A 26,543-nucleotide genomic window follows, 5' to 3' on the forward strand; every position below is an offset into this window, starting at 1 on the left:
CCTCCCGCGTTACGGCGTCGGCACGCTGATCGCGGGTTCAGCCGCCGGTTCGGGCGCCCCCCGGCGTTCCAGGGCTGCGTACGCCACGCCCCCCATCACCCCCGACAGCAGGAAACTGCAGTCCACCCCGCCGGTGAGGGAGAGCAGCGGCCCCTCGTAGGAGGGGAGCGAGACCGCCGCGAGGCCGACCACCGCGCCCAGCGCCCAGCTCACCGTCGCCGGGATGTTCCAGCCCGCGCGGTACCAGTAGATCCCGCCCCGGGAACGGCGGTTGAATACCTGGAGTGCCTCCGCGTCGTACGCGCCCCCGCAGCGGACGAAGCCGATCAGGGTGATCACCGCCCACGGTGTGCCGATGGCGGTGAGGAGGAGCACGAAGGACGTCATCGCGTCCTGCGCCTCCCACGCGTAGTGCCCCACGAACACGCACCCCGTGGCGACCACCGCCACGGTGTACGTCGCGCGGGCCCGCGACGCCCGCGGCAGGATCGCGTCGAGGTCGAGGCCCATCGAGTACAGCATCAGGCCCGCGTTGCCCACCGAACCCGCGGAGGCGGCCAGGAGGAGCGGGACCAGATACCAGCCGGGGGCCGCCGATACCAGCGGCCCGGCGTAGTCGAGCGCCGCCCCCGCCGCGTACGCCGTGAACGTGCCGAAGAGCTGCGGGACGAGGAGCCCGGCGAGCAGGCCGACCCACGACGCGCGCAGCACCGCGCGGGAGCTGTGGCGGGCGGGGGAGACGTAGCGCGTGTAGTCGCCCAGGAGCGTGATGAACGCGATCGGGCCGCTCAGGCCCGCCGCCACCAGGGCGAGCAGCCACGTCGGCCAGAACGAGCCGAGGAGGTAACCGCCCGCCTCGGGGAGCGGTGACGTCGTGAAGTCGGGGGCGTAGGCCACCGCCCCGAGGATCAGGAGCGCCGTCATGCCGACCGCGAGGAAGCGCGAGAGGCGCAGCAGCACCCGGTAGCCGTAGACCGCGCCCGCCACCGTGGCGGCGGCGAGGAGCGCGTACACGAGCCCGTACGAGAGACCGCTCGCGGGAAGTCCCGTCAGGCGGTGCAGTACGCCCACCATCACGTCGCCGCCGATCCAGAGCGTCAGCGCGGTGTAGCCGAGGGACAGGAGCAGGCCGACGACGGAGCCGACAAGGCGGCCCCGCACGCCGAACTGGGCTCCGGAGGAGGTGGAGAGGTTCGTGCCCGTATTGAGCGAGACCAGGGCCAGGGGCGCGGTCAGGGCCGTGCCGATGACCGTGCCCGCCACCACCGAGGTGACGGACGCCCACCAGCCGAGGCCGAACGACACCGGCAGCCAGCCGAAGACGATCACCCCCAGGCAGAGGTTGGAGCCGAGCAGGATCGAGATGAGATCGCGGGGGCCGCTGTTGCGTTCCCCGTCCGGGATGGTGTCGACTCCGCGCTGTTCTATCGGCATGAGGGTGCCCCTGACGCTCGATCGTGGCCGCCTGCGCACACAGGCTGCCGGACGACTGTTTGAGTGCCGCTCAATGTGACCTGAGTCAAGCTCGCACGTCAATGTTTCCGTCGGATCAATCTCGTGGTTAGAGTGGCGTTCAAATGATGGAGGTGTGGTGGCGTGCGGCTTACCCCCACGGAACGCGACCGGCTGCTGCTCTTCGGGGCCGCCGAGCTGGCCAGGGCCCGCAAGGCGCGCGGCCTCAGACTCAACGTCCCCGAGGCGACCGCGCTGATCGCGGACACGGTGTGCGAGGCGGCCCGCGACGGGGCCAGGCTCGCCGAGGCGATCGAACGGGCCCGCTCGGTCCTCGGGCCCGACGACGTCCTGCCGGGCGTCGCGGATGTGGTGACCGAGGTGCATGTGGAGGCCGTCTTCGACGACGGGTCCCGGCTCGCGGTCGTCTCGCAGCCCATCGGGGCGGGGCTCGGCAGTGAGGCGCCGGGGGCGTTGCTGCCCGGCCCCGAGCACCTGGACCCCGCGCCCGTGGCGACGATCGCCGTGCGCAACACGGCCACCGTGCCCGTCTCCGTGACCTCGCACTTCCACTTCTTCGAGGCCAACCCCCGCCTCGACTTCGACCGTTCGGCCGCCTACGGCATGCGGCTCGCGGTGCCCGCCGGGTCCTCGGTCCGTTTCGGGCCCGGCGAGAGCGCCGAGGTCGGGCTCGTGCCGATCGGCGGCGAACGGATCGCGATCGGATTCGCCGGTCTCGTCGACGGGCCGCTGGACGCGCCGGGCGCCCGCGAAGAGGCCCTGCGCCGTGCCGTCGCCTGCGGCTACCTCGGCATACCGGAAACGACTGAGCAGGAGGTCGAGCGATGAGCCGCCCCGGAGGCCACCCCGCCGAACCGCGCCGCCTCACCCCGTACGAGTACGCCGCCACGCACGGCCCCCGGGCCGGCGACCGCGTCAGGCTCGGCGACTCGGGCCTGACCGTCCGGGTGGAGTCCGACGCGCAGAAGTACGGCGAGGAGTTCCTCGCCGGGTTCGGCAAGACCGCCCGTGACGGGCTGCACCTGAAGGCCGCCGCCGTCCGCGAGACCTGTGACGTCGTGATCAGCAACGTGCTGGTGATCGACGCCGTACAGGGCATCCGCAAGGTGTCGGTCGGCATCCGCGAAGGCCGAATCCACGCCATCGGGCGGGCCGGCAACCCGGACACCCTCGACGGGGTGGACGTCGTGGTCGGCACCGGCACGTCCATCGTGTCGGGCGAGGGGCTCATCGCCACCGCCGGAGCCGTGGACACCCACGTCCACCTGCTCTCGCCGCGCATCATGGAGGCCTCGCTCGCCTCCGGCGTCACCACGCTCATCGGCCAGGAGTTCGGGCCCGTGTGGGGCGTCGGCGTCAACTCGCCCTGGGCGCTGAAGCACGCGTTCAACGCCTTCGACGCCTGGCCGGTCAACATCGGCTTCCTGGGCCGGGGTTCGTCCTCGCACGACGCCCCGCTGATCGAGGCGCTCGCCGAGGGCGGGGCCTCGGGCTTCAAGGTGCACGAGGACATGGGCGCCCATACGCGCGCGCTTGACACCGCGCTGCGGGTCGCCGAAGAGCATGACGTGCAAGTCGCCCTGCACAGCGACGGGTTGAACGAGTGCCTCTCCGTGGAGGACACCCTGAAGGTGTTGGAGGGGCGCACCATCCACGCCTTCCATATCGAGGGCTGCGGCGGCGGGCACGTGCCCAACGTGCTGAAGATGGCGGGTGTGCCGAACGTGATCGGCTCCTCCACCAACCCCACGCTGCCCTTCGGGCGCGACGCCGTTGCCGAGCACTACGGCATGATCGTCTCGGTCCACGACCTGAAGACCGACCTGCCGGGCGACGCGGCCATGGCGCGCGACCGCATCCGCGCCGGGACGATGGGCGCGGAGGACGTGCTGCACGACCTGGGCGCCATCGGCATCACCTCGTCCGACGCGCAGGGCATGGGGCGCGCGGGCGAGACCGTACGCAGGACCTTCGCGATGGCCGGGAAGATGAAGGCCGAGCTCGGCCCCATGGAGGGCGACGGCGACGGCGACGACAACGCGCGCGTCCTGCGCTACATGGCCAAGCTGACCATCAACCCCGCCATCGCCCACGGCCTCGCCCACGAGGTCGGCTCCATCGAGGTCGGCAAGATGGCCGACATCGTCCTGTGGCGGCCCGAATTCTTCGGCGCCAAGCCGCAGTTGGTCCTGAAGTCGGGCTTTCCCGCCTACGGGGTCGTGGGCGACCCGAACGCGGCGACCGACACCTGCGAGCCCCTCGTCCTCGGCCCGCAGTTCGGCGCGTACGGCTCGACGCCCGCCGACATCTCGGTGGCCTTCGTCGCCCAGGCGGCCGTCGACCAGGGCAACGACAAGATGCCGACCCGGCGGCGCCGCGTCGCGGTGCGCGGCACCCGCGGCATCGGGCCCGCCGACCTGCGCCTCAACTCCCGCACCGGCTCCGTCGACGTCGACCAGCGCTCCGGCCTGGTCACGCTCGACGGCGACCCGGTCCGGTCCGAGCCCGCCGACTCGGTCTCCCTCAACCGCCTGTACTTCCTCTAGCCCTTCCGACCCTTCCCGCAGCCCTTTCCAGTAGGGATCACGATGACCTTCCGCATGCCCGCCGAGTGGGCCCCGCACGAGCGCACCTGGATGGCCTGGCCCGGCCCCAACCCCACCTTCACGAACGAGCGCGAGCTCGCCGAGGGGCGGGCCGCCTGGGCGGGCGTCGCCCGTGCCGTACGCCGCTTCGAACCCGTCACGATGGTCGTCGGCACCGGGCAGAGCGAGTCGGCCCGCGCGCTGCTCGGCCCCGGCATCGAACTGGTCGAGCGCGATCTCGACGACGCGTGGATGCGGGACATCGGCCCCACCTTCGTACGCGACGGCGATCAACTGGCCGCCGTGGACTGGACGTTCAACGGCTGGGGCGGCCAGGACTGGGCCCGCTGGGAGCACGACGCGAAGATCGCCCGCCATGTCGCCGACCTGGCCGACGTGCCCGTCCACTCCTCGCCCCTGGTCAACGAAGGTGGCGGCATCCACGTCGACGGCGAGGGCACGGTCCTGCTGACCGACACCGTCCAGCTCGACCCGGGACGCAACCCCGGCCTGACGCGCGAGCAGGCCGAGGAGGCGGTCCACGCCCGCATCGGCACGCACAAGGCGATCTGGCTGCCGCGCGGCCTGACCGGTGACTACGGGCAGTTCGGCACCCGGGGCCACGTCGACATCGTCGCCGCCTTCGCCGCGCCCGGCGTCGTCCTCGTCCACGCGCAGCAGGACCCCGCGCACCCGGACTTCGAGGTCAGCAAGGAGATCATCGGGGTGCTGCGCGGGCAGACCGACGCCCGGGGCCGCGCCCTGCAGATCGTCGAGGTGCCCGCGCCGACCGTCCTGGCCGACGACGAGGGCTGGGTCGACTACTCCTACATCAACCACTACCTCTGCAACGGCGGCGTCGTCCTGTGCGCCTTCGACGACCCGCGCGACGAGATCGCGGCAGGCATCTTCCGCCGACTCTTCCCGGAGCGGACCGTGACGCTCGTGGACGCCCGTACGATCTTTGCCGGGGGTGGTGGCATCCACTGCATCACCCAGCAGCAGCCGAAGATCTAGCTCACAAGAGCTGGCGTCACACGAATCACCGCAGGAGTCCCCGTGGCCGAGGCCGCCCGCCGGAAGAACGCACCACCGCGCGAGGACGTGCTTGCCGCCGCCATGGAGATGATCGCCGAGCGCGGCCTGGAGAAGCTGACCATGGCCGCGCTCGGCCGCGAGGTCGGCATGAGCAGCGGCCACCTCCTCTACTACTTCCGCACCAAGGACGAACTGCTCCTGCGCACCCTGGAGTGGAGCGAGTCCGCGCTCGGCGCCGAGCGCGGCCGGCTGCTCGCCCGGCAGGGCACGGCCCGCGAGCGGCTCGACGCGTACGTCGACCTGTACGTCCCCGACGCCCCCGGCGACCCCCACTGGACGCTCTGGCTGGAGGTCTGGAACCGCTCCCTGAACGCCGACGACGACGAGCGCGACCGGCAGGCCGCCATCGAGAGCGCCTGGCACCGCGACCTGGTGGCGCTGCTCGCCGAAGGCGTGTCCCGGGGCGAGTTCCGCGCCCTGGACCCCGACCGGTTCGCCGCCCGGCTGCGGGCGCTGCTCGACGGCTTCTCCATCCATGTGGCGATCGGGCTGCGCGGCACGGGACGTGACCAGATCCTGGCCCACGTACGGGAGTTCCTGGACGGAGCGCTCGGCCCAGACACGTAAGACCCAGAAACTCCCGTCTAGGTTGTACGCATTTCTGCGGATTGTGTGTTTCCTGGTGGTGCGCTTGTATCCCTGTGGGCCCTCGGTGACGGTCCTGCGCCGACCTCGCACGCACCGAACCGGGGAAGTCCGTCCGCACGGAACTCTGAGCAACCACGGGGGAATCGACCATGCACAGCACCAAGCGCCGCGCCGCCCTGGCCGCCGCCGCACTCGTCGCGGCGGTCACCGCCACGACGCTGCCCGCCGCCTTCGCCGCACCCGCCGCCGACGCGCCCCGCACCGAGGGCATCAGCGTCACGGCCGGGGGCAAGGCCGCCGACGACCGCTCGGCGGGGGCCGTGATCAGCCGGAACGGCAGGTACGCCGCCTTCGACTCCGCCGCCGCCGACCTGGCAGCGGGCGACACAGGCGGCCTGAACGACATCTTCGTACGCGATCTGCGCACCCGGAAGACCGAGCGCATCGCCCTCGAAGGACGCGACGTCAGGAGCCCCTCACTGAGCGCCGACGGGCGGTACGTCGCCATGATCACCAGTCCGGCGGACGCCTACTCGGTGACCGACGTCCGGCTCTACGACCGCAGGACCAAGAGGTTCGAGCGCCTCGACGTCGAACTGCCCGACGGCTACCCCGGGGACAGCGCGGGCGGCGTCTCCCTGAGCGCGAACGGCCGCTACGCCGTGTTCAGCGCGGACGGGCCGCAGTTCGACGGCACTGCGGTCTTCCTGCGCGACCGGAAGACCGGCACCACCGAGAAGGTCAGCCACCCGTACACGGGCGGCGACGGGGAGCGCGACGCCCACTCGCCGACCGTCAGCGACGACGGCCGCCGCGTCGCGTACGCGACCTCCTTCGTCAACGGCCCGCGCGGCGACGACTGGAGCGACCTCTGGGTGCGCGACCGCGAGACCGGCAAGGTGACGCAGGCCGACCGTTCCCACGACGGCTCCACGACCGAGAAGGAGTCCCTCGCCCCGTCCATCAGCGGCGACGGCCGCACCGTCGTCTTCGAGTCCCGTGACACCCACCTCGTCCCGAACGACGACGACGGCGCCTGGAACGTCTTCGTGCACGACCTCGCGTCCGGCGAGAACCAGCGCGTCCACGGCACCCAGGGCGGCCCCGGCCAGGCCTACACCCGCTCGCCCGCCATCAGCGCCGACGGCCGGTATCTGACGTTCACGTCGGAACTCACCGAAGCCGGCGCCGAGTACGGCAAGGAGTGGCCCGTCTACCTGCGCGACCTCAAGAAGGGCGGCACCACGCTCGTCACGCCGGACACCACGGGCGGCACGGCCTCGGCGCAGGTCGCACCCGGCGGCATCTCGGCGGACGCCCGCCGCATCGCCTTCCTCAGCGGCGACGCGACCTTGCTGAGCGGCGACACCAACGACGGCTACGACGCCTTCGTGCGCCACGTGCGCTGACGCCTCACCGTCACGCGGGCGGCGCGCCCCACGCGCCGCCCGCGTCGACGTCGCCCGCGTCGAGGTGTCCTATGACGTCCACGTACGCCCGCATCGTGAGACGGGGCAGCGCGGTGTGTGCGGGCTGTGGCAGGCTGCCACCGTGCTCTCGTTCGCCATGATTATTGGCAGCAGGCGCGCCGGTCCGCAGTGACCGTCTCGTACCACCATGTACGGGCGGACACCGTCGTCTCTCAGACCCGCGCGCAAACCTCTCGTACCCACGAGGGGTTTTTTCGTTTCCTGGCCCAACATCAGCCGGACGCGGAGCGCGGGGGATCATTGAGGCGGTGGAGCCGGTCATTCCGGTAGACCGAGATCCGACACAGGAGCCAGATCAGCATGACGGAAACCAGCACACCCGACGATTCGTTCCACGTCTTTGACACCACGCTGCGCGACGGCGCGCAGCGCGAGGGAATCAACCTGACCGTCGCGGACAAGCTGACCATCGCCCGGCACCTGGACGACTTCGGCGTGGGCTTCATCGAGGGCGGCTGGCCGGGCGCCAACCCCCGCGACACCGAGTTCTTCGCCCGCGCCCGACAAGAGATCACCTTCCGGCACGCCCAGCTCGTCGCCTTCGGCGCCACGCGCCGCGCCGGTGGCTCGGCGGCCACGGACCCGCAGGTCAACGCCCTGCTCGAGTCCGGCGCCCCGGTCATCACGCTTGTCGCCAAGGCCCATGACCGGCACGTCGAGCTCGCCCTGCGCACGACCCTGGAGGAGAACCTGGAGATGGTGCGCGACACCGTTTCCTACCTCCGTGACCAGGGGCGGCGCGTCTTCGTCGACTGCGAGCACTTCTTCGACGGCTACCGCGCCAATCCCGAGTACGCGAAATCCGTCGTCCGCACGGCCTCCGAGGCGGGCGCCGACGTCGTCGTCCTGTGCGACACCAACGGCGGCATGCTCCCCGCCCAGGTCCAGGCGGTCGTCGGCACCGTCATCGCCGACACCGGCGCACGGCTCGGCATCCACGCGCAGGACGACACGGGATGCGCGGTCGCCAACACCCTCGCCGCCGTCGACGCCGGCGCCACCCATGTGCAGTGCACGGCCAACGGCTACGGCGAGCGGGTCGGCAACGCCAACCTCTTCCCCGTGGTCGGCGCCCTTGAGCTCAAGTACGGCAAGCAGGTCCTGCCCGAGGGCGCGCTGCGCGAGATGACCCGCGTCTCGCACGCCATCGCCGAGGTCGTGAACCTCACGCCCTCCACCCACCAGCCGTACGTCGGCGTATCGGCCTTCGCCCACAAGGCGGGCCTGCACGCCTCCGCGATCAAGGTCGACCCGGACCTCTACCAGCACATCGACCCGGACCTGGTGGGCAACCGCATCCGGATGCTCGTCTCGGACATGGCGGGGCGCGCCTCCATCGAGCTCAAGGGCAAGGAGCTCGGGATCGACCTGGGCGACGACCGGGCGCTGGTCGGCCGGGTCGTGGAGCGGGTCAAGGAGCGCGAGCTCAGCGGATACACGTACGAGGCCGCCGACGCGTCCTTCGAGCTGCTGCTGCGCGAGGAGGTCGAGGGCCGGGCGCGCCGCTACTTCCGCGTCGAGTCCTGGCGGGCCATCGTCGAGGACCGCCCCGACGGCACGCACGCGAACGAGGCGACCGTGAAGCTGTGGGCCAAGGGCGAGCGCATCGTCGCCACGGCGGAGGGAAACGGCCCGGTCAACGCCCTCGACCGCTCGCTCCGTGTCGGCCTGGAGCGGATCTACCCCCAGCTCGCCAAGATGGAGCTGGTCGACTACAAGGTCCGCATCCTGGAGGGCAAGCACGGCACGTCGTCCACGACGCGGGTGCTGATCTCCACCAGCGACGGTGACGGCGAGTGGTCCACGGTGGGCGTGGCGGAGAACGTGATCGCGGCGTCGTGGCAGGCGCTGGAGGACGCCTACACCTTCGGTCTGCTGCGGGCGGGCGTCGAGCCGGTGGAGTAGCCGCCGTAAAGGGGGCGTCCCCGGACCGTCCGTCGGGGGCTCGGCTGAGTTAGCTTCGAAGTATGAGCAATGGGACGAAGCGAATAATTGTCGCGCTGTCCGGGATGCTCCTGTCCCTGGGTGCCGTGTCGTTCACGGCGGCGCCCGGGGCCGCGGCCGCCACCGGTGTCCCGGCTGTGGCCGACGCCTGGGAGAAGAGCCCGGTGTACGTGGATCCGGCCGCCTCGGACCAGCTGTCCGGGGCCGAGGCGGATGCCATCGCGGAGAAGATCAAGGACGCCGACAAGCCCGTGTTCGTGGCGGTGCTGCCCGCGGACTTCCCCCAGCAGGACCTCTTCCAGAAGCTGCGCACCGAGACCGGCGTGACCGGTGTGTACGGCATACGGCTCGGCGACGCGTTCGACGCCAAGGCCGATGAGCAGGTGCTGAGCAAGGCGGCCGTCTCGAACCTCGTCACGACGTACGGGGACGAGGGCGACACCAAGACCCAGCTCAACGCCTTCGTCGACCAGGCGGTGAAGGACGCCCGCGGCTCGGCGCCGGCTTCCTGGGACGCCGGCGGCTCCGACGGCGGCACCCCCGTCGGTGCGCTGATCGGCGTCGGCGCGGTGCTCGTCGCGGGCGGCGGCGCCACGTACGCGGTGGTGCGGCGCAACCGGCGGCGCAAGGCCGAGGAACAGCGCGTCGCCCTTGAGAAGTTGCGGGTCGTCGTGGACGAGGACATCACGGCGTACGGCGAGGAACTTGACCGGCTCGACTTCCACCCCGCCGAGGCCGGCGCGGACGACGCGATGCGCACGGACTACGAACGGGCCCTCGACTCGTACGAGAAGGCCAAGTCGTTCATGGCGGCGGCGCGGCGCCCCGAGGAGGTACGGGCCGTCACCCAGTCCCTGGAGGACGGCCGCTTCTCGCTCGCCCTGCTCGCCGCACGCCGTGAGGGCCGCCCCCTGCCGGAGCGCCGCGCCCCCTGCTTCTTCGACCCGCGGCACGGCCCTTCCGTGAAGGACGCCCAGTGGGCGCCGCCGGGCGGCGCCGAGCGGACGGTCCCGGTGTGCCTGGCGGACGCGACGCGCCTCGCGGACGGTGAGGAGCCGATGTCCCGGACGGTGGCCACGGAATCGGGGGAGCGGCGGCCGTACTGGGAGGCGGGCCCGGCGTACGGACCCTGGGCCGGCGGCTACTTCGGCGGCGGCATGCTGCCGGGCCTGCTGGTCGGCACGATGCTGGGCAGCATGATGGCGAGCCCGGCGTACGCGGCGGACTACGGCGGCGGTTACGGCGACTTCGGCGGGGGAGCGGGCGCCGGGTACGAGGGCGGGGACTACTCGGGCTCGGACTTCGACCCCGGCGACTTCGGGGGCGGCTTCGGGGGCGGGGACTTCGGCGGGGGCGGCGGGGACTTCGGGGGCGGAGGGTTCTAGGCGGTTCCGGCGAAGCGGGTCTGGCAGGTCGGACCTGGCGGGTTGACGGCGCAAGGTTGCTGCGAGACGATACGTTTCGTCTTATAGAAACTCCCGTGGTTACGGAAGGTCACCCCCATGAAGCAACAGCGGCAGCAGTACGTCGAAGCGGCCCCCGGCATCCGCCTGTGGACGGAGCGGCGAGGCGAGCCCGACGCCCCCGCGCTGCTCCTGATCATGGGCGCCCAGGCATCAGGCCTCGGCTGGCCCGACGCCCTGGTCGACGAGCTCGCCGAGCGGCATCAGGTCATCCGCTACGACCACCGGGACACAGGACGCTCCACGACCGCCTTCGACGAACACCCCTACCCCATAATCGACTTGGCGCGGGACGCCGTGGCCGTCCTGGACGGCTGGGGAGTGGAGCGTGCGCATGTGGTGGGCATGTCCCTCGGCGGCATGCTGACCCAACTGGTCCTCGCCGACCACCCCGAGCGTGTCCTCAGCGCCACGCTCATCGGAACCTGCGCGCTCAGTGAGACCCCGTACGTGGCACCGGACGGAACCAGCGTCCCCGTGGCCGAACTCCCCGGCATCGCCCCGGAAGTCCTGGAGATGTGGTCCCGCCCGGTCGAGGACAGGGGAGTCGAGGCCGAGCTGGACCGCAGGGTGGAGCACTGGCGCGTCCTGAACGGCCGCCGACTCGACGTGGACGACGCGTACTTCCGCGACCTGGAGCGCCGGATCATCGAGCACACCGGCACCCATGTCGCCTCCACCGCCCACGCCAGGGCCGACGACTCCCACATGCTCCGCACCGGCGAACTGGCCGGCACGAAGGTCCCCACGCTGGTCATCTCCGCCCCGGCCGAGCCGGTGTTCCCGCCCCCGCACCCGCACCATCTGGCCCAGGTCATCGGCGGCGGCAGCGCGCACGTGGTGGAGATCCCGGGCATGGGCCACGCGCTGCCCCCGGCGGTCCAGGGCCCGCTCGCGAAGGCGATCCTGGCCCACACGGAGTCCGTGCGCCCCTAGAGCTCCAGCGGCCGTACCGCCGCTCCGCCGCCGCGTGCCACCAGCCCGGCGGCGAGGGTCCGACCACACGGGAGGGCGGCGGACACGTTATGCCCGAACTGCCAGCCGTTTCACGTGCGCGACGCTGGAAGCTGGACCGCGCTGCAGGGCAAGGTGAGACCTGGCCGGACGGCGGCGCAGTCCACGAAGGGGAGAGGTCGACGTGAGCGAGCACGGCACGACGAACACCAACTGGGCCATCCTCGACGACGCACACGCGGCACTCCGCGCGGCCGTTCGGGGCGTACCGGACGGGGACTGGGAGCGGCCGACGCCCTGCGCGGAGTGGAACGTCACGCAGGTGCTGCAGCACGCCGCGGGGGACCAGCTTGGCTACGCCTCGGCCCTCACAGGAGGCCCCGGCCCCGCGGAAAACCCCTTCGCGCCCTCCGGCAAGCTGACGGATTCCCCCGAGGCCCTGCTCGAACCGGCGCTCGCGGCGGCGGCCGAAGCCTGGGCGGCGGTCGACGAGGGGGCTCAAGAGGTACGGGTGCCGCTTCCGCCCGGCGTCATGACGGCCACCCTCGGGGTCGGCGCCTGCGCACTGGACGCGGCGGTCCACGCCTGGGACATCGCGATGGCCACCGGCCAACGTTCCCCGCTCAACGACGAGTTGGCCCGCCCCCTACTGGACGTGGCCCACCAGATCGTCGAACCACTCCGCGCTTTCGCTTTCGCACCGCCGGTCGAGCCGGATCAAAACACAGCACACAAAGGCGAAGCAGCCGCCCTACTACGCTACTTGGGCCGCAACCCAACGTGTCCCTGACGCCCCCACCCACTCCAGGTCGCAGCCGAACCAGCCCGCCCCACCCACTCCAGGTCGCAGCCGAACCAGCCCGTCCACCCACCCCAAGTCGCGGACGAAACGAACCCACCCACCCATCTCACCCCTGTACTCGGGGTAATCGGGTGGGTGGGTGGGCAAGCATCCGTCGCGAAGCGGCGGCCCAGAACACACCAGAGGCTCAGGAGCCAGAACGAATCGCGGAGATGTCAAAGCTCAGCTTGATCTTGTCCGAGACCAGCACCCCGCCCGTCTCCAGCGCCGCGTTCCACGTCAGGCCCCAGTCCGAGCGCAGGATCTCCGCCTTGCCCTCGAAGCCGACCCGCTCGTTCCCGAAGGGGTCCGTGGCGGAGCCGTTGAACTCCAGGTCGATGGAGAGCGGCTTCGTGGTGCCGAGGATCGTCAGGTCACCGGTGATGCGGTAGTCGTCGCCGCCCAGCGCCTCCGCCTTCGTGGAGCGGAAGGTCATCTCGGGGAACTCGTCGGTCTTGAAGAAGTCCGCGCTCTTCAGGTGGCCGTCACGGTCGGCGCTGCCGGTGTCGATGCTCTCCATCTGTACGTCGATGGAAGCCGTCGACTGGCCCGGGTCCGTGCCGTCCAGGTGCAGCGTGCCGGCGACGTCGGTGAAGGAACCCTTGACGTTCGTGACCATGGCGTGGCGGGCGACGAAGCCGATCGACGTGTGCGAGGGGTCGATCGTGTAGTCGCCGGTCAGCGCGGCCAGCTCCGGGTTGACCGGGGCGACGGCGGTGGCCGTGGCGGAGGAGTTCGCGGAGGAGGTGGCGGTTTCGTTCTTGCGGCCGAAGAGACCCATGACTGCTCCTTGGGGACGAGCTGCGAGCGGGAGGCCCGAGCTGCGAGCTACGGGGGGATGAACCTGTTGAATGTTCAACGAGATTGACTCTAACGCGATTCAGTTCAACATTCAACCTATAGCTTTGAGTGACGCGCCAGTCACCCGCGGCACCCACGCCCCACTCACCCTGTGAGCTGTCTCTCACGCACCCCTTTGTGGAATCCCTACAGCCGCAGACCGCCCTGAGCAGTCACTTCGCGCCCACGGCGAAGGGCTTCTGTTCGGGGGTGCCAGGAAAACGGGCCGGAGACTGTGCAGAGTCGACGGTCCGTTTCTCTAGGTGCACTTCGTAAGGTCACTACATGACCGTTTTGGACGACACCGCTTCTTCTCCCGAAGGCGAGCCCACCGACGCACGCGGCCGCGTGGCCGAGCTGCACGCGATCCGTGCCGAGGCGCTGCGCGGGCCCAGCGAGAAGGCGACGAAGGCCCAGCACGCCAAGGGCAAGCTGACCGCACGCGAGCGGATCGAGCTGCTTCTGGACGCGGGGTCGTTCCAGGAGGTCGAGCAGTTGCGCCGGCACCGGGCGACCGGTTTCGGCCTGGAGGCGAAGAAGCCGTACACCGACGGTGTCATCACCGGCTGGGGCACGGTCGAGGGCCGCACGGTCTTCGTGTACGCCCACGACTTCCGCATCTTCGGCGGCGCGCTCGGCGAGGCCCATGCCACGAAGATCCACAAGATCATGGACATGGCCATCGCGGCTGGTGCCCCGCTGGTCTCCCTGAACGACGGCGCCGGCGCCCGTATCCAGGAGGGCGTCTCCGCGCTCGCCGGATACGGCGGCATCTTCCAGCGCAACACCAAGGCGTCCGGTGTCATCCCGCAGATCAGCGTGATGCTGGGCCCGTGCGCGGGCGGCGCGGCCTACAGCCCGGCCCTGACCGACTTCGTCTTCATGGTCCGCGAGACCTCGCAGATGTTCATCACCGGACCGGACGTGGTCCGCGCGGTGACCGGCGAGGAGATCAGCCAGAACGGCCTGGGCGGTGCGGACGTGCACGCCGAGACGAGCGGCGTCTGCCACTTCGCGTACGACGACGAGGAGACCTGCCTCGCCGAGGTCCGCTACCTCATCGCGATGCTCCCCTCGAACAACCGCGAGAACCCGCCCACCCACGACTCGGACGACCCGGCGGACCGCCGCTCGGACGTCCTGCTCGACCTGGTCCCGGCCGACGGCAACCGCCCCTACGACATGGCCAAGGTCATCGAGGAACTCGTCGACGACGGCGACTTCCTGGAGGTCCACGAGCGCTGGGCGCGCAACATCATCTGCGCCCTGGCCCGCCTGGACGGCAAGGTGGTGGGCATCGTCGCCAACCAGCCGCAGTCCCTGGCCGGTGTCCTGGACATCGAGGCCTCCGAGAAGGCGGCCCGCTTCGTCCAGATGTGCGACGCCTTCAACATCCCGATCGTGACCCTCCTGGACGTCCCCGGCTTCCTGCCGGGCGTCGACCAGGAGCACGGCGGGATCATCCGGCACGGCGCCAAGCTCCTGTACGCGTACTGCAACGCCACCGTGCCGCGCATCTCGCTGATCCTGCGCAAGGCCTACGGCGGCGCCTACATCGTCATGGACTCCCAGTCCATCGGCGCCGACCTGACCTACGCCTGGCCCACCAACGAGATCGCGGTGATGGGCGCCGAGGGTGCCGCCAACGTCATCTTCCGCCGGCAGATCGCGGCGGCCGAGGACCCCGAGGCCATGCGGCAGAAGATGGTCAAGGAGTACAAGGCCGAGCTGATGCACCCCTACTACGCCGCGGAGCGCGGCCTGGTCGACGACGTCATCGACCCTGCCGCCACCCGCGAGGTCCTCATCAGCTCCCTCGCGATGCTCCGCAACAAGCACGCAGACCTGCCGTCGCGCAAGCACGGCAACCCCCCGCAGTAATTCCTGCAGTAGCCCACAAGGAGAACGCTGCACATGAACACTCCCGACATCCGCGTCGAGAAGGGCCACGCCGAGCCCGAGGAGGTCGCCGCCATCACGGCGATCCTGCTGGCCCGTAGCGCCGCCGCCACCGCGCAGGCCCCCACGCCCCGCCGAGGCCGCGACAAGGCCGGCTGGCGCCGCCTGGAGCGCTCGCCCGGCTTCCGCGCCCCGCACAGCTGGCAGGGCTGAGCCCCGGCCGCCTGACACACGCCTGGGCCCCCGCTCCTCCGAGCAGGGGCCCTTTGCGCTGCTGGGCATGGGGTGGGTGGGCGGGAAGACTCGCCGCGAAGCGGCGGCCAGTCCGGGACGCACCCGCAGACAACGGCGAAGGGGCCTCGCACCAACTGGACGGTGCGAGGCCCCTTCACGTACAGGCAAGGACAGCTAACGGAGCCGAGCCATCAATGCGTGCTCCACGAGCGTGATCAGCGCGCTCTTCGCGTCGGCGCGATGCCGCGCGTCCGTCGTGATGATCGGGGTGTCCGGGCCGATCTGCAGCGCCTCGCGCACCTCGTCCGGCGTGTACGGCTGGTGGCCGTCGAAGCCGTTGAGGGCGATGACGAAGGGCAGGCCGGAGTTCTCGAAGTAGTCGACGGCGGGGAAGCAGTCGGCGAGCCTCCTCGTGTCGACCAGGACCACCGCGCCGATGGCGCCGCGCACGAGGTCGTCCCACATGAACCAGAAGCGGTCCTGTCCGGGTGTACCGAAGAGGTACAGGATCAGGTCCTGGTCCAGGGTGATGCGGCCGAAGTCCATGGCCACCGTGGTGGTGGTCTTGTCGCCGGTGTGGGTGAGGTCGTCGATGCCCGCGGAGGCGGACGTCATGACGGCCTCGGTGCGCAGCGGGTTGATCTCAGAGACCGCCCCGACGAACGTGGTCTTGCCCACGCCGAAGCCGCCCGCCACCACGATCTTCGCGGAGGTGGTGGAGCGAGCTGTTGCTCCGCCGCTAGAGCTTGCGAAGTCCACTGAGCACCCTTTCGAGCAGTGTCACGTCTGGCTGGCCGCCGGCGGACTCGTCGCCGCCAGGCTGATGGATGGCGACAAGTCCGGCCTCCGCCAGGTCGGCTACGAGGATTCGGGCGACGCCGAGAGGAATGGTGAGAAGTGCCGAGATCTCAGCGACTGACTTGATCTCGCGGCACAGATTGCAGATCCGCTGATGCTCGGGCAACTGGCCCTGCAACTGGTGCGGTTGCGCGGTGGTGTGCACCAGCGCCTCGATGGCGAGCTGGTACCGGGGCCTGGTGCGGCCGCCCGTCATGGCGTACGGGCGCACCAGGGGGTTGCTCGCAGCGGGCGCCGACTCGGGCGCGCGTCGCTGTGGTTGCACTGGCTGGATCCTGGGGGTGTGAGGCTGCTCGTACGGGCTCTGGCGGGGGCCCGGCTGCTGCGGCTGCTGGTAAGGCCTGCGGTGCTGGCTGGGCGCGGAGGGGAAGTTGTATCGGTTGGGCGCCCCGTCGTGCGGTCCCTGCCCCTGGCCGTGACCAGGCGACCAGTTGGCCGATGACGAACCGTCCGGGGGTGTTCCTGAGCCTGCCACGTACTCCTCCTCCGACTGTGCCGGGCACCATCATTCTGGAGCCGCGTCCCGAAACCTTACGGCCACGGGACGCGAAAACGCACCGTACGTCTACTAGTTGAGAAGGCTCCCCTGCAGCTCCGCACGCAGGTCCGGCGTGAGTACGGTGCCGGCACGGTCGACAAGAAGTGCCATCTCATACCCAATGAGGCCGATGTCCGCATCCGGGTGGGCGAGGACGGCCAGCGAGGAGCCGTCAGAGATGGACATGAGGAAGAGAAATCCTCGCTCCATCTCCACAACGGTCTGGGTCACGGAACCGCCCTCGAAGATCCGGGAGGCCCCGGCGGTGAGGGAGGTCAGACCGGATGCGACGGCCGCGAGCTGGTCGGCCCGGTCGCGGGGGAAGCCTTCGGACATCGCCAGAAGGAGTCCGTCGGCGGAGACCACCACCGTGTGGGACACCCCAGGGGTGTTGTCCACGAAGTTGGTGATCAACCAGTTCAGGTTCTGCGCCGCCTGGCTCATCGGGCTCACACTAACGCTCCTGGTTGTAGGTGCTGTCAGGGCCGAGGCCCTGGCCATTCGTGGTGTCACTGCCTGCGCTGCGTCCCCGCTGGACGCCGCGGCGCAGGTTGCTCAGCCGACCCCGAACGTCCTCGGGGTCGCGGGAGACCTGAGGGCCGCCCTGTGGGGTCTGTTCCGCCGTGCCCTCGACCAGATTGGCCTTGGGCACCCGCTTCGGGAGACCGGACGGGGTGACGCCACCCGCCTTGGGCTCCTTCAGCGACTCGGCGCGCAGCCAGCGGTCGTCGTTGGAGGACGAACGCCAGTTGCTCTCGCTGTTGCCGACATTGTTCCCGAACGCGTCGCCGGTGGTGTTCCCGAACGCGTCACCCATCGGGGCCGATGCGCTGTCGTTGCCCGTCGCACCGGTGGATCCGCGGCGCGGGAGGCCCGCGGCGGTGGTGTCGTGGACAGTGGACGGGACCGGTCCGGGACGCTCGAAGCCTACGCGCTCGGCGCCGTTCGCGGGAGCCGCCGGACCGGATTCCGGTTCCGGGGCGTACTCGGCCTGATAGGCGCCCGTGTTGTTCTCGTATCCGTCGTTCGACGGCCAGTCGTCCTGGTGAGAGCGGTCGGGGTAGGCCGCGAACGGCTCGGAGACGGCACCCGTACGAGCGGCGTGATCGTCGTGACCGGCCTCCGTATAGGGGGCGTCCTGGTAGCCCTCGCGCGCCGGGTAGTACGCGTCGTCGTACGCGGGCTGCGCGGTCTGGCCCTGGTTGTACTCGTCGTACGCCGGGGCCTGCTGGTCGTATCCGGGCTCGTAACCGCCCTGCTGCTGCTCGAAGCCCTGCTGCTGCGGGGATATCTCGTCGCGGAAGAGCGGACGGCCGTCGCCGGACTGCGCCTGCGCCTCCAGAGCGGCACGCCGCTCCTCGCGCATCAGCGAACGGCCTACGGGGTCGAGGTCCGCGGGCTCGACGGCGTCGCCGTTGTACCGGCTGTCGTCGAAGCCCAGTTCGGCCGCCGTGCGCATCGGCTGGTGGTTGAACGCGGGCTGCTCCGGGGCCTGCTGCTCCGGCATGATCGAGGAGACCGTGAACTCGGACTCGGGCTGCTGGTCGCCGCCGCCACCGTGCGTGATCCCGTCGGGGAGCATGACCAGCGAGGTCGTGCCGGCCTGCTCGCCCGAGGGGCGCAGCTGGACGCGGATGCCGTGCCGGTCGGAGAGGCGGCCGACCACGAACAGACCCATGCGCTGGGAGATCGCGGCGTCCACCGTCGGCGGGTTGGCCAGCTTGTGGTTGATGTCCGCGAAGTCCTCGGCGGTGAGGCCGATGCCCTTGTCGTGGATCTCGACCATGATGCGGCCGTCGGGAAGACGGGTCGCGGTGACGCGGACCTTGGTCTGCGGCGAGGAGAACGTGGTGGCGTTCTCCAGGAGCTCGGCGAGCAGGTGCACGAGGTCGGTCACGGCGAGGCCGTGGATCTCGGCCTCCGGGACACCGGAGAGCTCGATGCGCTCGTACTGCTCCACCTCGGAGGAGGCGGCGCGCAGGACGTCGACCAGCGGGACCGGCTGGTCCCAGCGGCGGCCCGGCTCCTCGCCGGAGAGGACCAGGAGGTTCTCGCCGTTGCGTCGCATACGGGTCGCCAGGTGGTCCAGGCGGAAGAGGCTCTCCAGCTGGTCCGGGTCGGCCTCGTTGTTCTCCAGGTCGGTGATGAGGGTCAGCTGGCCCTCGATCAGGGACTGGTTGCGGCGCGAGAGGTTGGTGAAGATCGCGTTGATGTTGCCTCGCAGCAGTGCCTGCTCGGCGGCGAGCCTGACGGCCTCGCGGTGCACCTGGTCGAAGGCGCGGGCGACCTCGCCGATCTCGTCCGTGGAGGAGATCGGGATGGGCTGCACGCGGGTGTCGACGCGTCCGGGGTCGGTGCGCGAGAGCTGGTCGACCAGCATCGGCAGGCGCTGCTCGGCGATGCCGAAGGCGGCCGTACGCAGCTGGCGCATCGCCTTGGACATCTGGCGGGCCATCATCCCGGCCAGGATGAACGCGGCGAGCAGCGCGATCACGACGATGGCGCCGGTGATGTACGCGTTGCGCTGGGCGTCGGCTGCGATGTCCGACGCCTCGGTCACCGCCTTGTCGGCGAGGTCGGACTCGATGGTGCGGTACGCGTCGAACTTGGCGGACGTCGTGGCCCACCAGGCTTCCTTGGTGACGCCCTTTCCGGCGAGGGTGACGCGGGCGCTGGGCTGCGTGCTCGGCAGCGTCGCGATGGCAGAGACCATGTCCTCGGCGGACGGCGGCGGGACGAACGTCTTGCCCTGGGCCTTCGCGTCGGCGGCGGCCTGCTTGGCCTTCTTCTCGCCGTCGGCCTTCAGCTTCTTCTTGGCTGCCTCGAGCTTGGCGACGTCCTCGGGGGTGCCACCGCCCGTGTACTCCTCGATGGCGATGCCCTCGAGGTAGGCGTACGAGGAGAGGGCGACCTTCTGCTTGCCGAAGTTGCTCGCGGAGGGACCCGGCTTGACCAGCAGGTGCATGCCGATGGAGCGCTCCAGGGAGAGCGCGGCCTTGGTCAGCGAGATGGCGTAGACGGTGCGGCCGTAGCTGGTGATGTTTCCGGTGCCCAGACCGAGTTCGTTGGCGAACTCCATCAGCGGGTGCTGGATGCCGACGTAGGCCTCTTCGGTCTGCGCGCCGGGGAGCTTGGAGGTGTACGCGGCCTGGCGCAGGGACTGGAGACCCGGCTCCACCTTGTGGAAGCCGTCGAGGCGGCGCTTGAGGCCTTCCTTCTGCGGCATGTTCTCGGCGGCGGCGTCGAACTCCTCGGCGGCCTTGTCGGTGGCCTTGCGGGCCTTCACGACGGCCGGGGCGTTCTTCTCGCCGCGCAGCAGCGGGGCGGCGGAGATGTCGCGCTCTTCGATGAGGCGGTTGCCGTAGTTCAGCGAGGCCTGCACGAGGCGGGCCGTGTTCTCGGCGTCCTGCGCCTCGCTCCAGGTGTCGATCGAGCCCTTGACCTGGAAGCCGCCCATGACGAGGCCGACGAGCACGGGTATGAGGAGGATCGCGTTCAGGCGGGTCGGCACGCGCCAGTTGCGCGGGGACATTCTGCCGCCGGAGGGTGCCGGCGGTTCCATGCCCTGCACATCGGCGGGGGACGCCGCTGTGCGCGGCGGCGGGGTGAAGTTGCCCCGCGTGTCCCGCGTCTGCGGCGGTGCGGGGCTCGTCTTGCTTCGCCTCACTCGACCAACAACCTCTCGGCGGCGGGACCTACACCGGTCCCGCTGTCGTCTCCAAGGCCCGTGCTACTGGGCAGTTCAGCGCATTCCAGCACGTCAGGGGGTCCTCTACCAAACAGTGGGAAGGGCAAGTTCCGAGTGGTGTAAGCCTCAGATAAAACGGTCAAAAAGAGCGAGCCCCGCCAAAAGGCGGGGCTCTTGTGCGCGCAGCGACACCGAATGACCGCGACGCGTGGCGGCGCCCGGCGAATTCTCTGTCGAAACGTTATGAACAGAGCGGTCATCCGTGTCAAAAGACACAGACCACTCAGTGGAATCTACGGCAACTGCCGTACGCCCTCGTCTACTTGAGGCGGGCCATAAGTGCGTGTTCAACCAGTGTGATCAGGCCACTCTTTGCGTCCGCACGGTGTCGTGCGTCCGTGGTGATGATCGGTGTGTTGGGACCGATCTGGAGAGCTTCGCGCACTTCATCGGGGGTGTACGGCTGGTGGCCGTCGAAGCCGTTGAGGGCGATGACGAAGGGCAGGCCGGAGTTCTCGAAGTAGTCGACGGCCGGAAAGCAGTCGGCGAGACGGCGGGTGTCGACGAGCACGACGGCGCCGATGGCGCCGCGTACGAGGTCGTCCCACATGAACCAGAAGCGGTCCTGTCCGGGTGTACCGAAGAGGTACAGGATCAGGTCCTGGTCCAGGGTGATGCGGCCGAAGTCCATGGCCACCGTGGTGGTGGTCTTGTCGCCGGTGTGGGTGAGGTCGTCGATGCCCGCGGAGGCGGACGTCATGACGGCCTCGGTGCGCAGCGGGTTGATCTCAGAGACCGCCCCGACGAACGTGGTCTTGCCCACGCCGAAGCCGCCCGCCACCACGATCTTCGCGCTGGTGGTGGAGCGGCCTCCGCCGCTGCTAGAGCTTGCGAAGTCCACTGAGCACCCTTTCGAGCAGTGTCACGTCTGGCTGGCCGCCGGCGTTCTCGTCGCCGCCGGGCTGGTGAATGGCGACGAGCCCGGCCTCGGCCAGGTCGGCCACGAGGATTCTGGCCACGCCGAGCGGCATGGAGAGCAGAGCGGAGACCTCGGCCACCGACTTGACCTCGCGGCACAGGTGGCAGATGCGCTGGTGCTCCGGGAGCAGCCCCATCAGCTGCGCCGGGTCGGCCGTCGTGCTCACCAGCGCCTCTATCGCGAGCTGGTAGCGGGGCCTTGTCCGGCCGCCGGTCATCGCGTAAGGACGCACCAGCGGCTGGTCGCCTTCATAGCCGTACGACGCCTGAGAGCCGTACGGTTCGTGAGAGGCGTTGGGCGGGGTCATGGATCCTCCGGGCGGGACAGCAGGTGGTCTGCGTGCCGTCTGATAGAGCCGGTGGGGGGCACCAGGTTGGCCGGACGGTGGTCAGTACGTTCGGTCGGTGGGGCGGCCGATGAAGAGAGCTAGTGCAACAGGCTGCCCTGCAGTTCGGCGCGGAGGTCCGGGGTCAGGACGGCGCCCGCGCGGTCCACGAGGAGCGCCATCTCGTAGCCGACGAGGCCGATGTCGCACTCGGGGTGCGCGAGCACGGCGAGGGACGAACCGTCGGAGACCGACATGAGGAAGAGGAACCCCCGCTCCATCTCCACCACGGTCTGGGTGACGGCGCCGCCCTCGAAGATCCGCGAGGCCCCGGCGGTGAGGGAGGTCAGCCCGGAAGCGACCGCGGCCAGCTGGTCGGCGCGGTCACGCGGGAAGCCCTCGGACATCGCCAGAAGGAGGCCGTCGGCGGAGACCACGACGGTGTGGGACACCCCGGGGGTGTTGTCCACGAAGTTCGTGATCAACCAGTTCAGATTCTGTGCCGCCTGGCTCGGACTCAACTAACGCTCCTGCTGGTGAGTGGGGAAGCTGCCGGTCTGGCCGGTACCGGCCTGGCGACCCTGCTGGATGCCCCGACGGAGATTCGTCAGCCGGCCGCGCACGTCGTCGGGCGCACGCGAGACCTGCGGACCTGTGCTGTCCTGCTGCTGCTGAGCGGTGCCCGCGACGAGGTTGGCTCGCGGGACGCGGCGCGGCAGGCCGGATGTGGTGACGCCACCGGCGGACGGCTGCCGGACGCGCTCGGCCTGGCGGCCCAGCTCGTCGTTGGGCGAGGTGCGCCAGGAGGCGGCACTGCCGTTCGTGACGTGGCCGCCATTCCCGCCACCGGTTCCGGCCGAGCGCTGCGGCGCGGCCGGGTTGCCCGGCTGCTGCGCCTGCGGCCTCGACGGAAGGGGCGACGAGGACGACGACGGCTGCTGCCGCTGCGGACGCTGGGGCTGCTGCTGCTCGGGAGCGCCGCCCTGGGGCTGCTGCTGCCCTTGCTGCTGCTGTTGCTGCTGGAACCAGTTGGTCTCCAGCGTGTCGAACAGCGGGGTACGGCCGTCACCGGGACCGGCGGGCGGCAGCTCGTCCGGCTGCGAGGGCCGTACGGGCTGCTGGGGCTGCTGGGGCTGCGGCGGCACCGGCGGAATGCCGAGCTGGTCGCCCTGGCCCTGGCCGGGGTTCTGCCCGCGCCGGGGCGCCCCGCCGTTGTAGCCGGGAGCGCTGGTGCCCGGACGCTGGAACTGGTTCGTGCTCGGCTGGTTCGTGCTCGGCTGGTTCGTGCCCGAGGAGGAGTCCTGGCCACCGAAGACGTCCGGACGGACGAACTGACCGGTGCCCTGCTGGCTCTGACCCTGCAGCCCCTGCTGGCCCGCGTTCTGCGGCGAACCCGTGCCGGGCGGCGGCCCGTTGAAGTCCGGTCGCGCGAACTCGGCGGTCGAACCGGGGCCTTGCGCGGCACCGGCCGAGGGGTGCGGGAACTGTCCGGTGGACTCCGGCTCCTCATGCCCGCGCGGGGTGTCGAACGGCTCGCGCGCTATCTGCGGCTGCGCGTTCTCGTCGCTCCAACTGGGCACGCGCGGCTGCGGGTTGCCCCCGGGAAGCTCGGCACGCGGACCACCGCGCGGCGGGAGCTGCGGCCTGCGGCCCTGGTTCCCGGCGTCGTTCGCGGAGGGGTTGGCCGGAGCCGCGGGGTTCGCGGGCCCCGCGGGGTTCACCGGGTTCGTACGCTGCTGGGGCACCGGAGGCTGCGGCGCGGAGGCCGGACCGCGGCCACCGCCCTGCCCGCCACCGAAGAGGCTGCCACCGGTCGAGGCCGGGGCACCGGCGCCCTGTCCGGGCGGCCCCTGGCGGGGAGGCTGCTGACCGGACGGCGGGCCCGCCGGAGCGGACGGCGAACCGTTGCGCGGACCCGGTCCCGCGTCACGCGAGGGCAGCGCCGCACGCGGCCCCGCACCCGTGACCTGACCACGGGGCGGACCGGCACCGAGCCTGCCCTGGGATCCCGCCGAGCCAGGAGCACCGTTCCCGGGGGCGCCGTTGCCGGCACCGACTCCGCGGCGCGCTGCCGCGGCACCCGCGGACGCCTGCGCGGCGACGGGGCCACCGCCCTGGCCGGGGCCGGGCGCACCGGGCTTGTTCGGCGCCTTCTTGCCGCCCTGGGCGACATCGATGGGCAGCATGACGAGCGCGGTCGTGCCGCCGGAGTCCGAGGGACGGAGCTGGATGCGGATGCCGTGGCGCTGCGACAGACGGCCGACCACGAACAGACCCATGCGGCGCGAGACCGAGACGTCCACGGTGGGCGGCGAGGCGAGCCGCTCGTTGATCGCGGCGAGGTCCTCGGGCGACAGGCCGATGCCGGTGTCGTGGATCTCGATCAGCACACGGCCGTCGGGCAGCGCGTGACCGGTCACCTTGACCTTGGTCTGCGGCGAGGAGAACGACGTCGCGTTCTCGAGCAGCTCGGCGAGCAGGTGCACGAGGTCGTTGACCACGCGTCCGGCGACCTCGGTCGTCGGGACCGCGGAGAGCTCGATGCGCTCGTACTGCTCCACCTCGGACGCGGCGGCACGCAGCACGTCGACGAGCGGGACGGGCCGGGTCCAGCGACGGCCGGGCTCTTCACCGGCGAGGACGAGGAGGTTCTCGCCGTTACGGCGCATGCGGGTCGCGAGGTGGTCGAGCTTGAAGAGCGAGGAGAGCTGGTCGGGGTCGGCCTCACGCGACTCCAGCTCGGAAATAAGGGACAGCTGGCGCTGGATGAGGCCCTGCGAACGGCGCGAGAGGTTGGTGAACATCGCGTTGACGTTGCCCCGGAGGAGCGCCTGCTCGGCGGCGAGGCGGACGGCCTCGCGGTGCACGTCGTCGAAGGCCGCGGCCACCTGGCCGATCTCATCCCGGGAGTGCACACCGACGGACTCGACGGAGGTGTCGACGTCCTGCGGGTCGGCCTCGGAGAGCTGCTTGACGAGCTCGGGCAGCCGGTCCTGGGCGACCTTGGTCGCGGTGTCCTGAAGGCGCCGCAGCGAGCGGATCATGGACCGGGCCACGACGAAGGCGCCGACGAGCGAGACACCGAGGACGAGCAGGATCAGCGCACCGTTGAGGATGGCGGCCTGCTCGGACTCGTTGCGCAGCTCGCGGGCCTTCTGCTCCATCTCGTTGAGCAGCGTGAGCTCGATCTTGGACATCGCGTCGATCTTGGTGGTGTCGGCGTCGACCCAGTCCTTGTACGACCGCTTGTCCTGGAGCTTGATGCCGCCCTCCTGCTCAAGCACACGCTTGGCGTAGGAGTCGGCCTCCTTGATGGAGGAGTTGCCGCCGTCGATGGGCTTGGTCAGCTCGTCGGGATTGCCCGAGTAGATGCCCTTGAAGGCATCCAGTTCGGAGTTCTCCTTGTCGAGCGCGGACCAGCCGTAACGCCGGTCGGTCTCGGAGATCTTGCCGAACGTGCTGTCGCTCGCCGGGAGCGAGGCGGCGATCACGGCGCGCTGCACCGAGGCGTACTCCTTGGCGGAGGAGAAGGCCGTCAGGGCGCGGGTGCGCTGGATCATGTCCGGGTTGCTGGTCGCCTGCGCCATGTCCGAGGACAGGGTGAGGAGCTGCTCGATGAGCTGGCTGTAGGCGTCGACCGTCTGCGACGTGGAGTTCTCGTCGTCGTAGGCGTTCTTGCGTACGTCATTGATCTTCTGGAGCTGCTGGGTGATCTCGACGGTGTTCGCGCGGACGCCGAGGAGGCCCTTGTCGCCGTCGGTGTTGTCGAGGTCCTGCGTCTCCTGCAAGAAGCGGTTGTAGGCACGGTCGGTCTTCTGCCGGGCGCCCTTGACCACGTAGTCCGAGGAGTTCGCGCCGTGCGCGAGGGGGCCTGCCGAGCGGTCGCGCTCCTCCTGGAGCGCGGAGGCCAGCTCGGTGGCGCGCTTGGTCATGTCGGTCAGCAGCTTCATGTTGTTGAGCTGCTCGATCTCGTCCATGGACTCGTTGATGCGCAGCGCGCCGAGGGAGGTCGCCGTGATCACGGGGAGCGCGAGCAGCGAGACCAGTCGGGTGGAGATGCGCCAGTTGCGCAGGGCTATTCGCGAGCCGGGCCCGGTGGGCGACTTCACGGTGCCCGTCGTGCCGCCCGATGACGCGGTGGCCGTGGGCAGGCTCACGCCGCCGGCTCCGCGGCCGGTCTCGCCGGACGGTACCTGTCCGGGGTTCTGGGCGTGCTGGGCCGAGGAGCCGCGGTCGGTCCCGCCGCGCTCCGGCTCTGCCGCAGCGCTGCTGCCATCCCTCTTGAAACGTCCCTGCACTAGCGTCGCAACCTCTGGACCAGGCGTCCCTCCGCACAAACGGCGGGACGGTGTCGGCGTCGTGGGGCGCAGAACGCCCCATGGTGGTCGTGAGTGACCGGCGCTGGCTCCCCTTTCCCGCCGCCACTCGGCGCTGCGTTGCGCCCCTGCGCGCCGGTTCGATCCCGCGGCGGTCCCGGGAATTCCAGCACAGTGCAGGATCTCCAACAAGGCCCGTGTGCCGCGCCGCGACCTCCGTGACTGGGCGTGAGTGGCGCGTCACGAGACGTAGAAAGTGATCTGGGGCAAAACGGACCATAAGACCCAGTAAAGCTCTGGCCGACGGGTGTCCCAGTGTTCATGATCGGGAGCGGAATGATGGCTTCAGTGGCGCAATGTCCGATTCCAACAAGGCCTTCACGGGCCTGAATTGACCCTTTTGCCCGCTACCTCGTGAGCAAACTCACAT

21 protein-coding genes are annotated in these 26,543 nt (G+C 70.4%); 11 read left to right on the forward strand and 10 right to left on the reverse strand.

What is annotated here, in order from left to right; genetic code table 11:
* Positions 1–9: 9 nt before the first annotated feature.
* A complete protein-coding gene (locus tag ACWFRU_RS31425) occupies positions 10–1,434 on the reverse strand; it encodes a cytosine permease (RefSeq protein ID WP_453691492.1) in 1,425 nt (474 codons plus the stop codon).
* Between the two features lie 162 nt (positions 1,435–1,596).
* Here ACWFRU_RS31425 and ureA point away from each other — a divergent pair, with 162 nt between their 5' ends.
* The 9 genes from ureA to ACWFRU_RS31470 all read left to right on the forward strand — a co-directional run bounded on the left by ureA (position 1,597) and on the right by ACWFRU_RS31470 (position 12,385).
* Positions 1,597–2,301 carry an urease subunit gamma gene (gene ureA / locus ACWFRU_RS31430; protein WP_453691493.1) on the forward strand — a complete coding sequence of 235 codons (705 nt, stop codon included), beginning with the start codon at positions 1,597–1,599 and terminating at the stop codon, positions 2,299–2,301.
* Positions 2,298–4,019: an urease subunit alpha gene (locus ACWFRU_RS31435; protein ID WP_453691494.1), complete on the forward strand. Its 1,722-nt coding sequence runs from the start codon at positions 2,298–2,300 to the stop codon at positions 4,017–4,019. The genes ureA and ACWFRU_RS31435 overlap by 4 nt, the downstream gene beginning before the upstream one ends.
* 42 nt (positions 4,020–4,061) lie before the next feature.
* Positions 4,062–5,075, forward strand: a complete 1,014-nt coding sequence (locus tag ACWFRU_RS31440; protein WP_453691495.1) for an agmatine deiminase family protein — start codon at positions 4,062–4,064, stop codon at positions 5,073–5,075.
* 102 nt (positions 5,076–5,177) lie between these two features.
* Positions 5,178–5,723, forward strand: a complete 546-nt coding sequence (locus tag ACWFRU_RS31445) for a TetR/AcrR family transcriptional regulator (RefSeq protein ID WP_453691616.1) — start codon at positions 5,178–5,180, stop codon at positions 5,721–5,723.
* A gap of 170 nt (positions 5,724–5,893) precedes the next feature.
* Entirely contained in the window at positions 5,894–7,153 is a 1,260-nt protein-coding gene (locus ACWFRU_RS31450) for a TolB family protein (RefSeq protein WP_453691496.1), read from the forward strand.
* A 381-nt stretch (positions 7,154–7,534) separates the two neighbouring features.
* Positions 7,535–9,139, forward strand: coding sequence for a citramalate synthase (gene cimA, locus ACWFRU_RS31455; protein ID WP_453691497.1), 1,605 nt, complete (start codon positions 7,535–7,537; stop codon positions 9,137–9,139).
* A 62-nt stretch (positions 9,140–9,201) separates the two neighbouring features.
* Positions 9,202–10,563: a hypothetical protein gene (locus ACWFRU_RS31460; RefSeq protein WP_453691498.1), complete on the forward strand. Its 1,362-nt coding sequence runs from the start codon at positions 9,202–9,204 to the stop codon at positions 10,561–10,563.
* A 117-nt stretch (positions 10,564–10,680) separates the two neighbouring features.
* Entirely contained in the window at positions 10,681–11,577 is an 897-nt protein-coding gene (locus ACWFRU_RS31465; protein WP_453691499.1) for an alpha/beta fold hydrolase, read from the forward strand.
* Between the two features lie 202 nt (positions 11,578–11,779).
* Positions 11,780–12,385, forward strand: a complete 606-nt coding sequence (locus ACWFRU_RS31470) for a TIGR03086 family metal-binding protein (protein WP_453691500.1) — start codon at positions 11,780–11,782, stop codon at positions 12,383–12,385.
* A gap of 199 nt (positions 12,386–12,584) precedes the next feature.
* Here the strand turns inward: ACWFRU_RS31470 and ACWFRU_RS31475 are convergent, their stop codons facing one another.
* On the reverse strand, positions 12,585–13,217 hold the full coding sequence (locus ACWFRU_RS31475; RefSeq protein ID WP_453691501.1) for a YceI family protein: 633 nt from the start codon (positions 13,215–13,217) through the stop codon (positions 12,585–12,587).
* Between the two features lie 344 nt (positions 13,218–13,561).
* On the opposite strand from ACWFRU_RS31475, the gene ACWFRU_RS31480 reads away from it, so the two are divergent.
* Together ACWFRU_RS31480 and ACWFRU_RS31485 are read left to right on the forward strand one after the other, a co-directional pair.
* Positions 13,562–15,157 (forward strand): acyl-CoA carboxylase subunit beta, encoded by a 1,596-nt coding sequence (locus ACWFRU_RS31480; protein ID WP_365824017.1) that lies wholly within the window; start codon positions 13,562–13,564, stop codon positions 15,155–15,157.
* 33 nt (positions 15,158–15,190) lie between these two features.
* Positions 15,191–15,388 carry an acyl-CoA carboxylase subunit epsilon gene (locus ACWFRU_RS31485; RefSeq protein WP_367045167.1) on the forward strand — a complete coding sequence of 66 codons (198 nt, stop codon included), beginning with the start codon at positions 15,191–15,193 and terminating at the stop codon, positions 15,386–15,388.
* 195 nt (positions 15,389–15,583) lie between these two features.
* Here the strand turns inward: ACWFRU_RS31485 and ACWFRU_RS31490 are convergent, their stop codons facing one another.
* The 8 genes from ACWFRU_RS31490 to ACWFRU_RS31525 form a co-directional block, all read right to left on the reverse strand.
* A complete protein-coding gene (locus ACWFRU_RS31490) occupies positions 15,584–16,168 on the reverse strand; it encodes a GTP-binding protein (RefSeq protein WP_030361923.1) in 585 nt (194 codons plus the stop codon).
* On the reverse strand, positions 16,149–16,742 hold the full coding sequence (locus ACWFRU_RS31495) for a DUF742 domain-containing protein (protein WP_363212490.1): 594 nt from the start codon (positions 16,740–16,742) through the stop codon (positions 16,149–16,151). The genes ACWFRU_RS31490 and ACWFRU_RS31495 overlap by 20 nt, the downstream gene beginning before the upstream one ends.
* Before the next feature lie 93 nt (positions 16,743–16,835).
* Positions 16,836–17,249, reverse strand: a complete 414-nt coding sequence (locus tag ACWFRU_RS31500; protein WP_135330751.1) for a roadblock/LC7 domain-containing protein — start codon at positions 17,247–17,249, stop codon at positions 16,836–16,838.
* 10 nt (positions 17,250–17,259) lie between these two features.
* On the reverse strand, positions 17,260–20,472 hold the full coding sequence (locus tag ACWFRU_RS31505; RefSeq protein ID WP_453691502.1) for a nitrate- and nitrite sensing domain-containing protein: 3,213 nt from the start codon (positions 20,470–20,472) through the stop codon (positions 17,260–17,262).
* A 340-nt stretch (positions 20,473–20,812) separates the two neighbouring features.
* Complete coding sequence (locus ACWFRU_RS31510; RefSeq protein ID WP_160507410.1) at positions 20,813–21,394, reverse strand: ATP/GTP-binding protein; 582 nt, start codon at positions 21,392–21,394, stop codon at positions 20,813–20,815.
* Positions 21,375–21,779 (reverse strand): DUF742 domain-containing protein, encoded by a 405-nt coding sequence (locus tag ACWFRU_RS31515; protein WP_363212493.1) that lies wholly within the window; start codon positions 21,777–21,779, stop codon positions 21,375–21,377. The genes ACWFRU_RS31510 and ACWFRU_RS31515 overlap by 20 nt, the downstream gene beginning before the upstream one ends.
* Before the next feature lie 119 nt (positions 21,780–21,898).
* Entirely contained in the window at positions 21,899–22,318 is a 420-nt protein-coding gene (locus tag ACWFRU_RS31520; RefSeq protein ID WP_098244998.1) for a roadblock/LC7 domain-containing protein, read from the reverse strand.
* Positions 22,319–26,095 carry a nitrate- and nitrite sensing domain-containing protein gene (locus ACWFRU_RS31525; RefSeq protein ID WP_453691503.1) on the reverse strand — a complete coding sequence of 1,259 codons (3,777 nt, stop codon included), beginning with the start codon at positions 26,093–26,095 and terminating at the stop codon, positions 22,319–22,321.
* Between the last annotated feature and the right edge of the window lie 448 nt (positions 26,096–26,543).

The sequence above is a fragment of the Streptomyces sp. NPDC055099 genome (assembly GCF_053607685.1).

Bases quoted from the DNA above. Each gene is read 5' to 3' on its own strand.
- ACWFRU_RS31515 (WP_363212493.1), bottom strand. From the start codon at position 21,779: ATGACCCCGCCCAACGCCTCTCACGAACCGTACGGCTCTCAGGCGTCG.
- ACWFRU_RS31480 (WP_365824017.1), top strand. From the start codon at position 13,562: ATGACCGTTTTGGACGACACCGCTTCTTCTCCCGAAGGCGAGCCCACC.
- cimA (WP_453691497.1), top strand. From the start codon at position 7,535: ATGACGGAAACCAGCACACCCGACGATTCGTTCCACGTCTTTGACACC.
- ACWFRU_RS31460 (WP_453691498.1), top strand. From the start codon at position 9,202: ATGAGCAATGGGACGAAGCGAATAATTGTCGCGCTGTCCGGGATGCTC.
- ACWFRU_RS31440 (WP_453691495.1), top strand. From the start codon at position 4,062: ATGACCTTCCGCATGCCCGCCGAGTGGGCCCCGCACGAGCGCACCTGG.
- ACWFRU_RS31485 (WP_367045167.1), top strand. From the start codon at position 15,191: ATGAACACTCCCGACATCCGCGTCGAGAAGGGCCACGCCGAGCCCGAG.
- ACWFRU_RS31465 (WP_453691499.1), top strand. From the start codon at position 10,681: ATGAAGCAACAGCGGCAGCAGTACGTCGAAGCGGCCCCCGGCATCCGC.
- ACWFRU_RS31425 (WP_453691492.1), bottom strand. From the start codon at position 1,434: ATGCCGATAGAACAGCGCGGAGTCGACACCATCCCGGACGGGGAACGC.
- ACWFRU_RS31445 (WP_453691616.1), top strand. From the start codon at position 5,178: ATGGAGATGATCGCCGAGCGCGGCCTGGAGAAGCTGACCATGGCCGCG.
- ACWFRU_RS31475 (WP_453691501.1), bottom strand. From the start codon at position 13,217: ATGGGTCTCTTCGGCCGCAAGAACGAAACCGCCACCTCCTCCGCGAAC.
- ACWFRU_RS31435 (WP_453691494.1), top strand. From the start codon at position 2,298: ATGAGCCGCCCCGGAGGCCACCCCGCCGAACCGCGCCGCCTCACCCCG.
- ACWFRU_RS31450 (WP_453691496.1), top strand. From the start codon at position 5,894: ATGCACAGCACCAAGCGCCGCGCCGCCCTGGCCGCCGCCGCACTCGTC.
- ACWFRU_RS31500 (WP_135330751.1), bottom strand. From the start codon at position 17,249: ATGAGCCAGGCGGCGCAGAACCTGAACTGGTTGATCACCAACTTCGTG.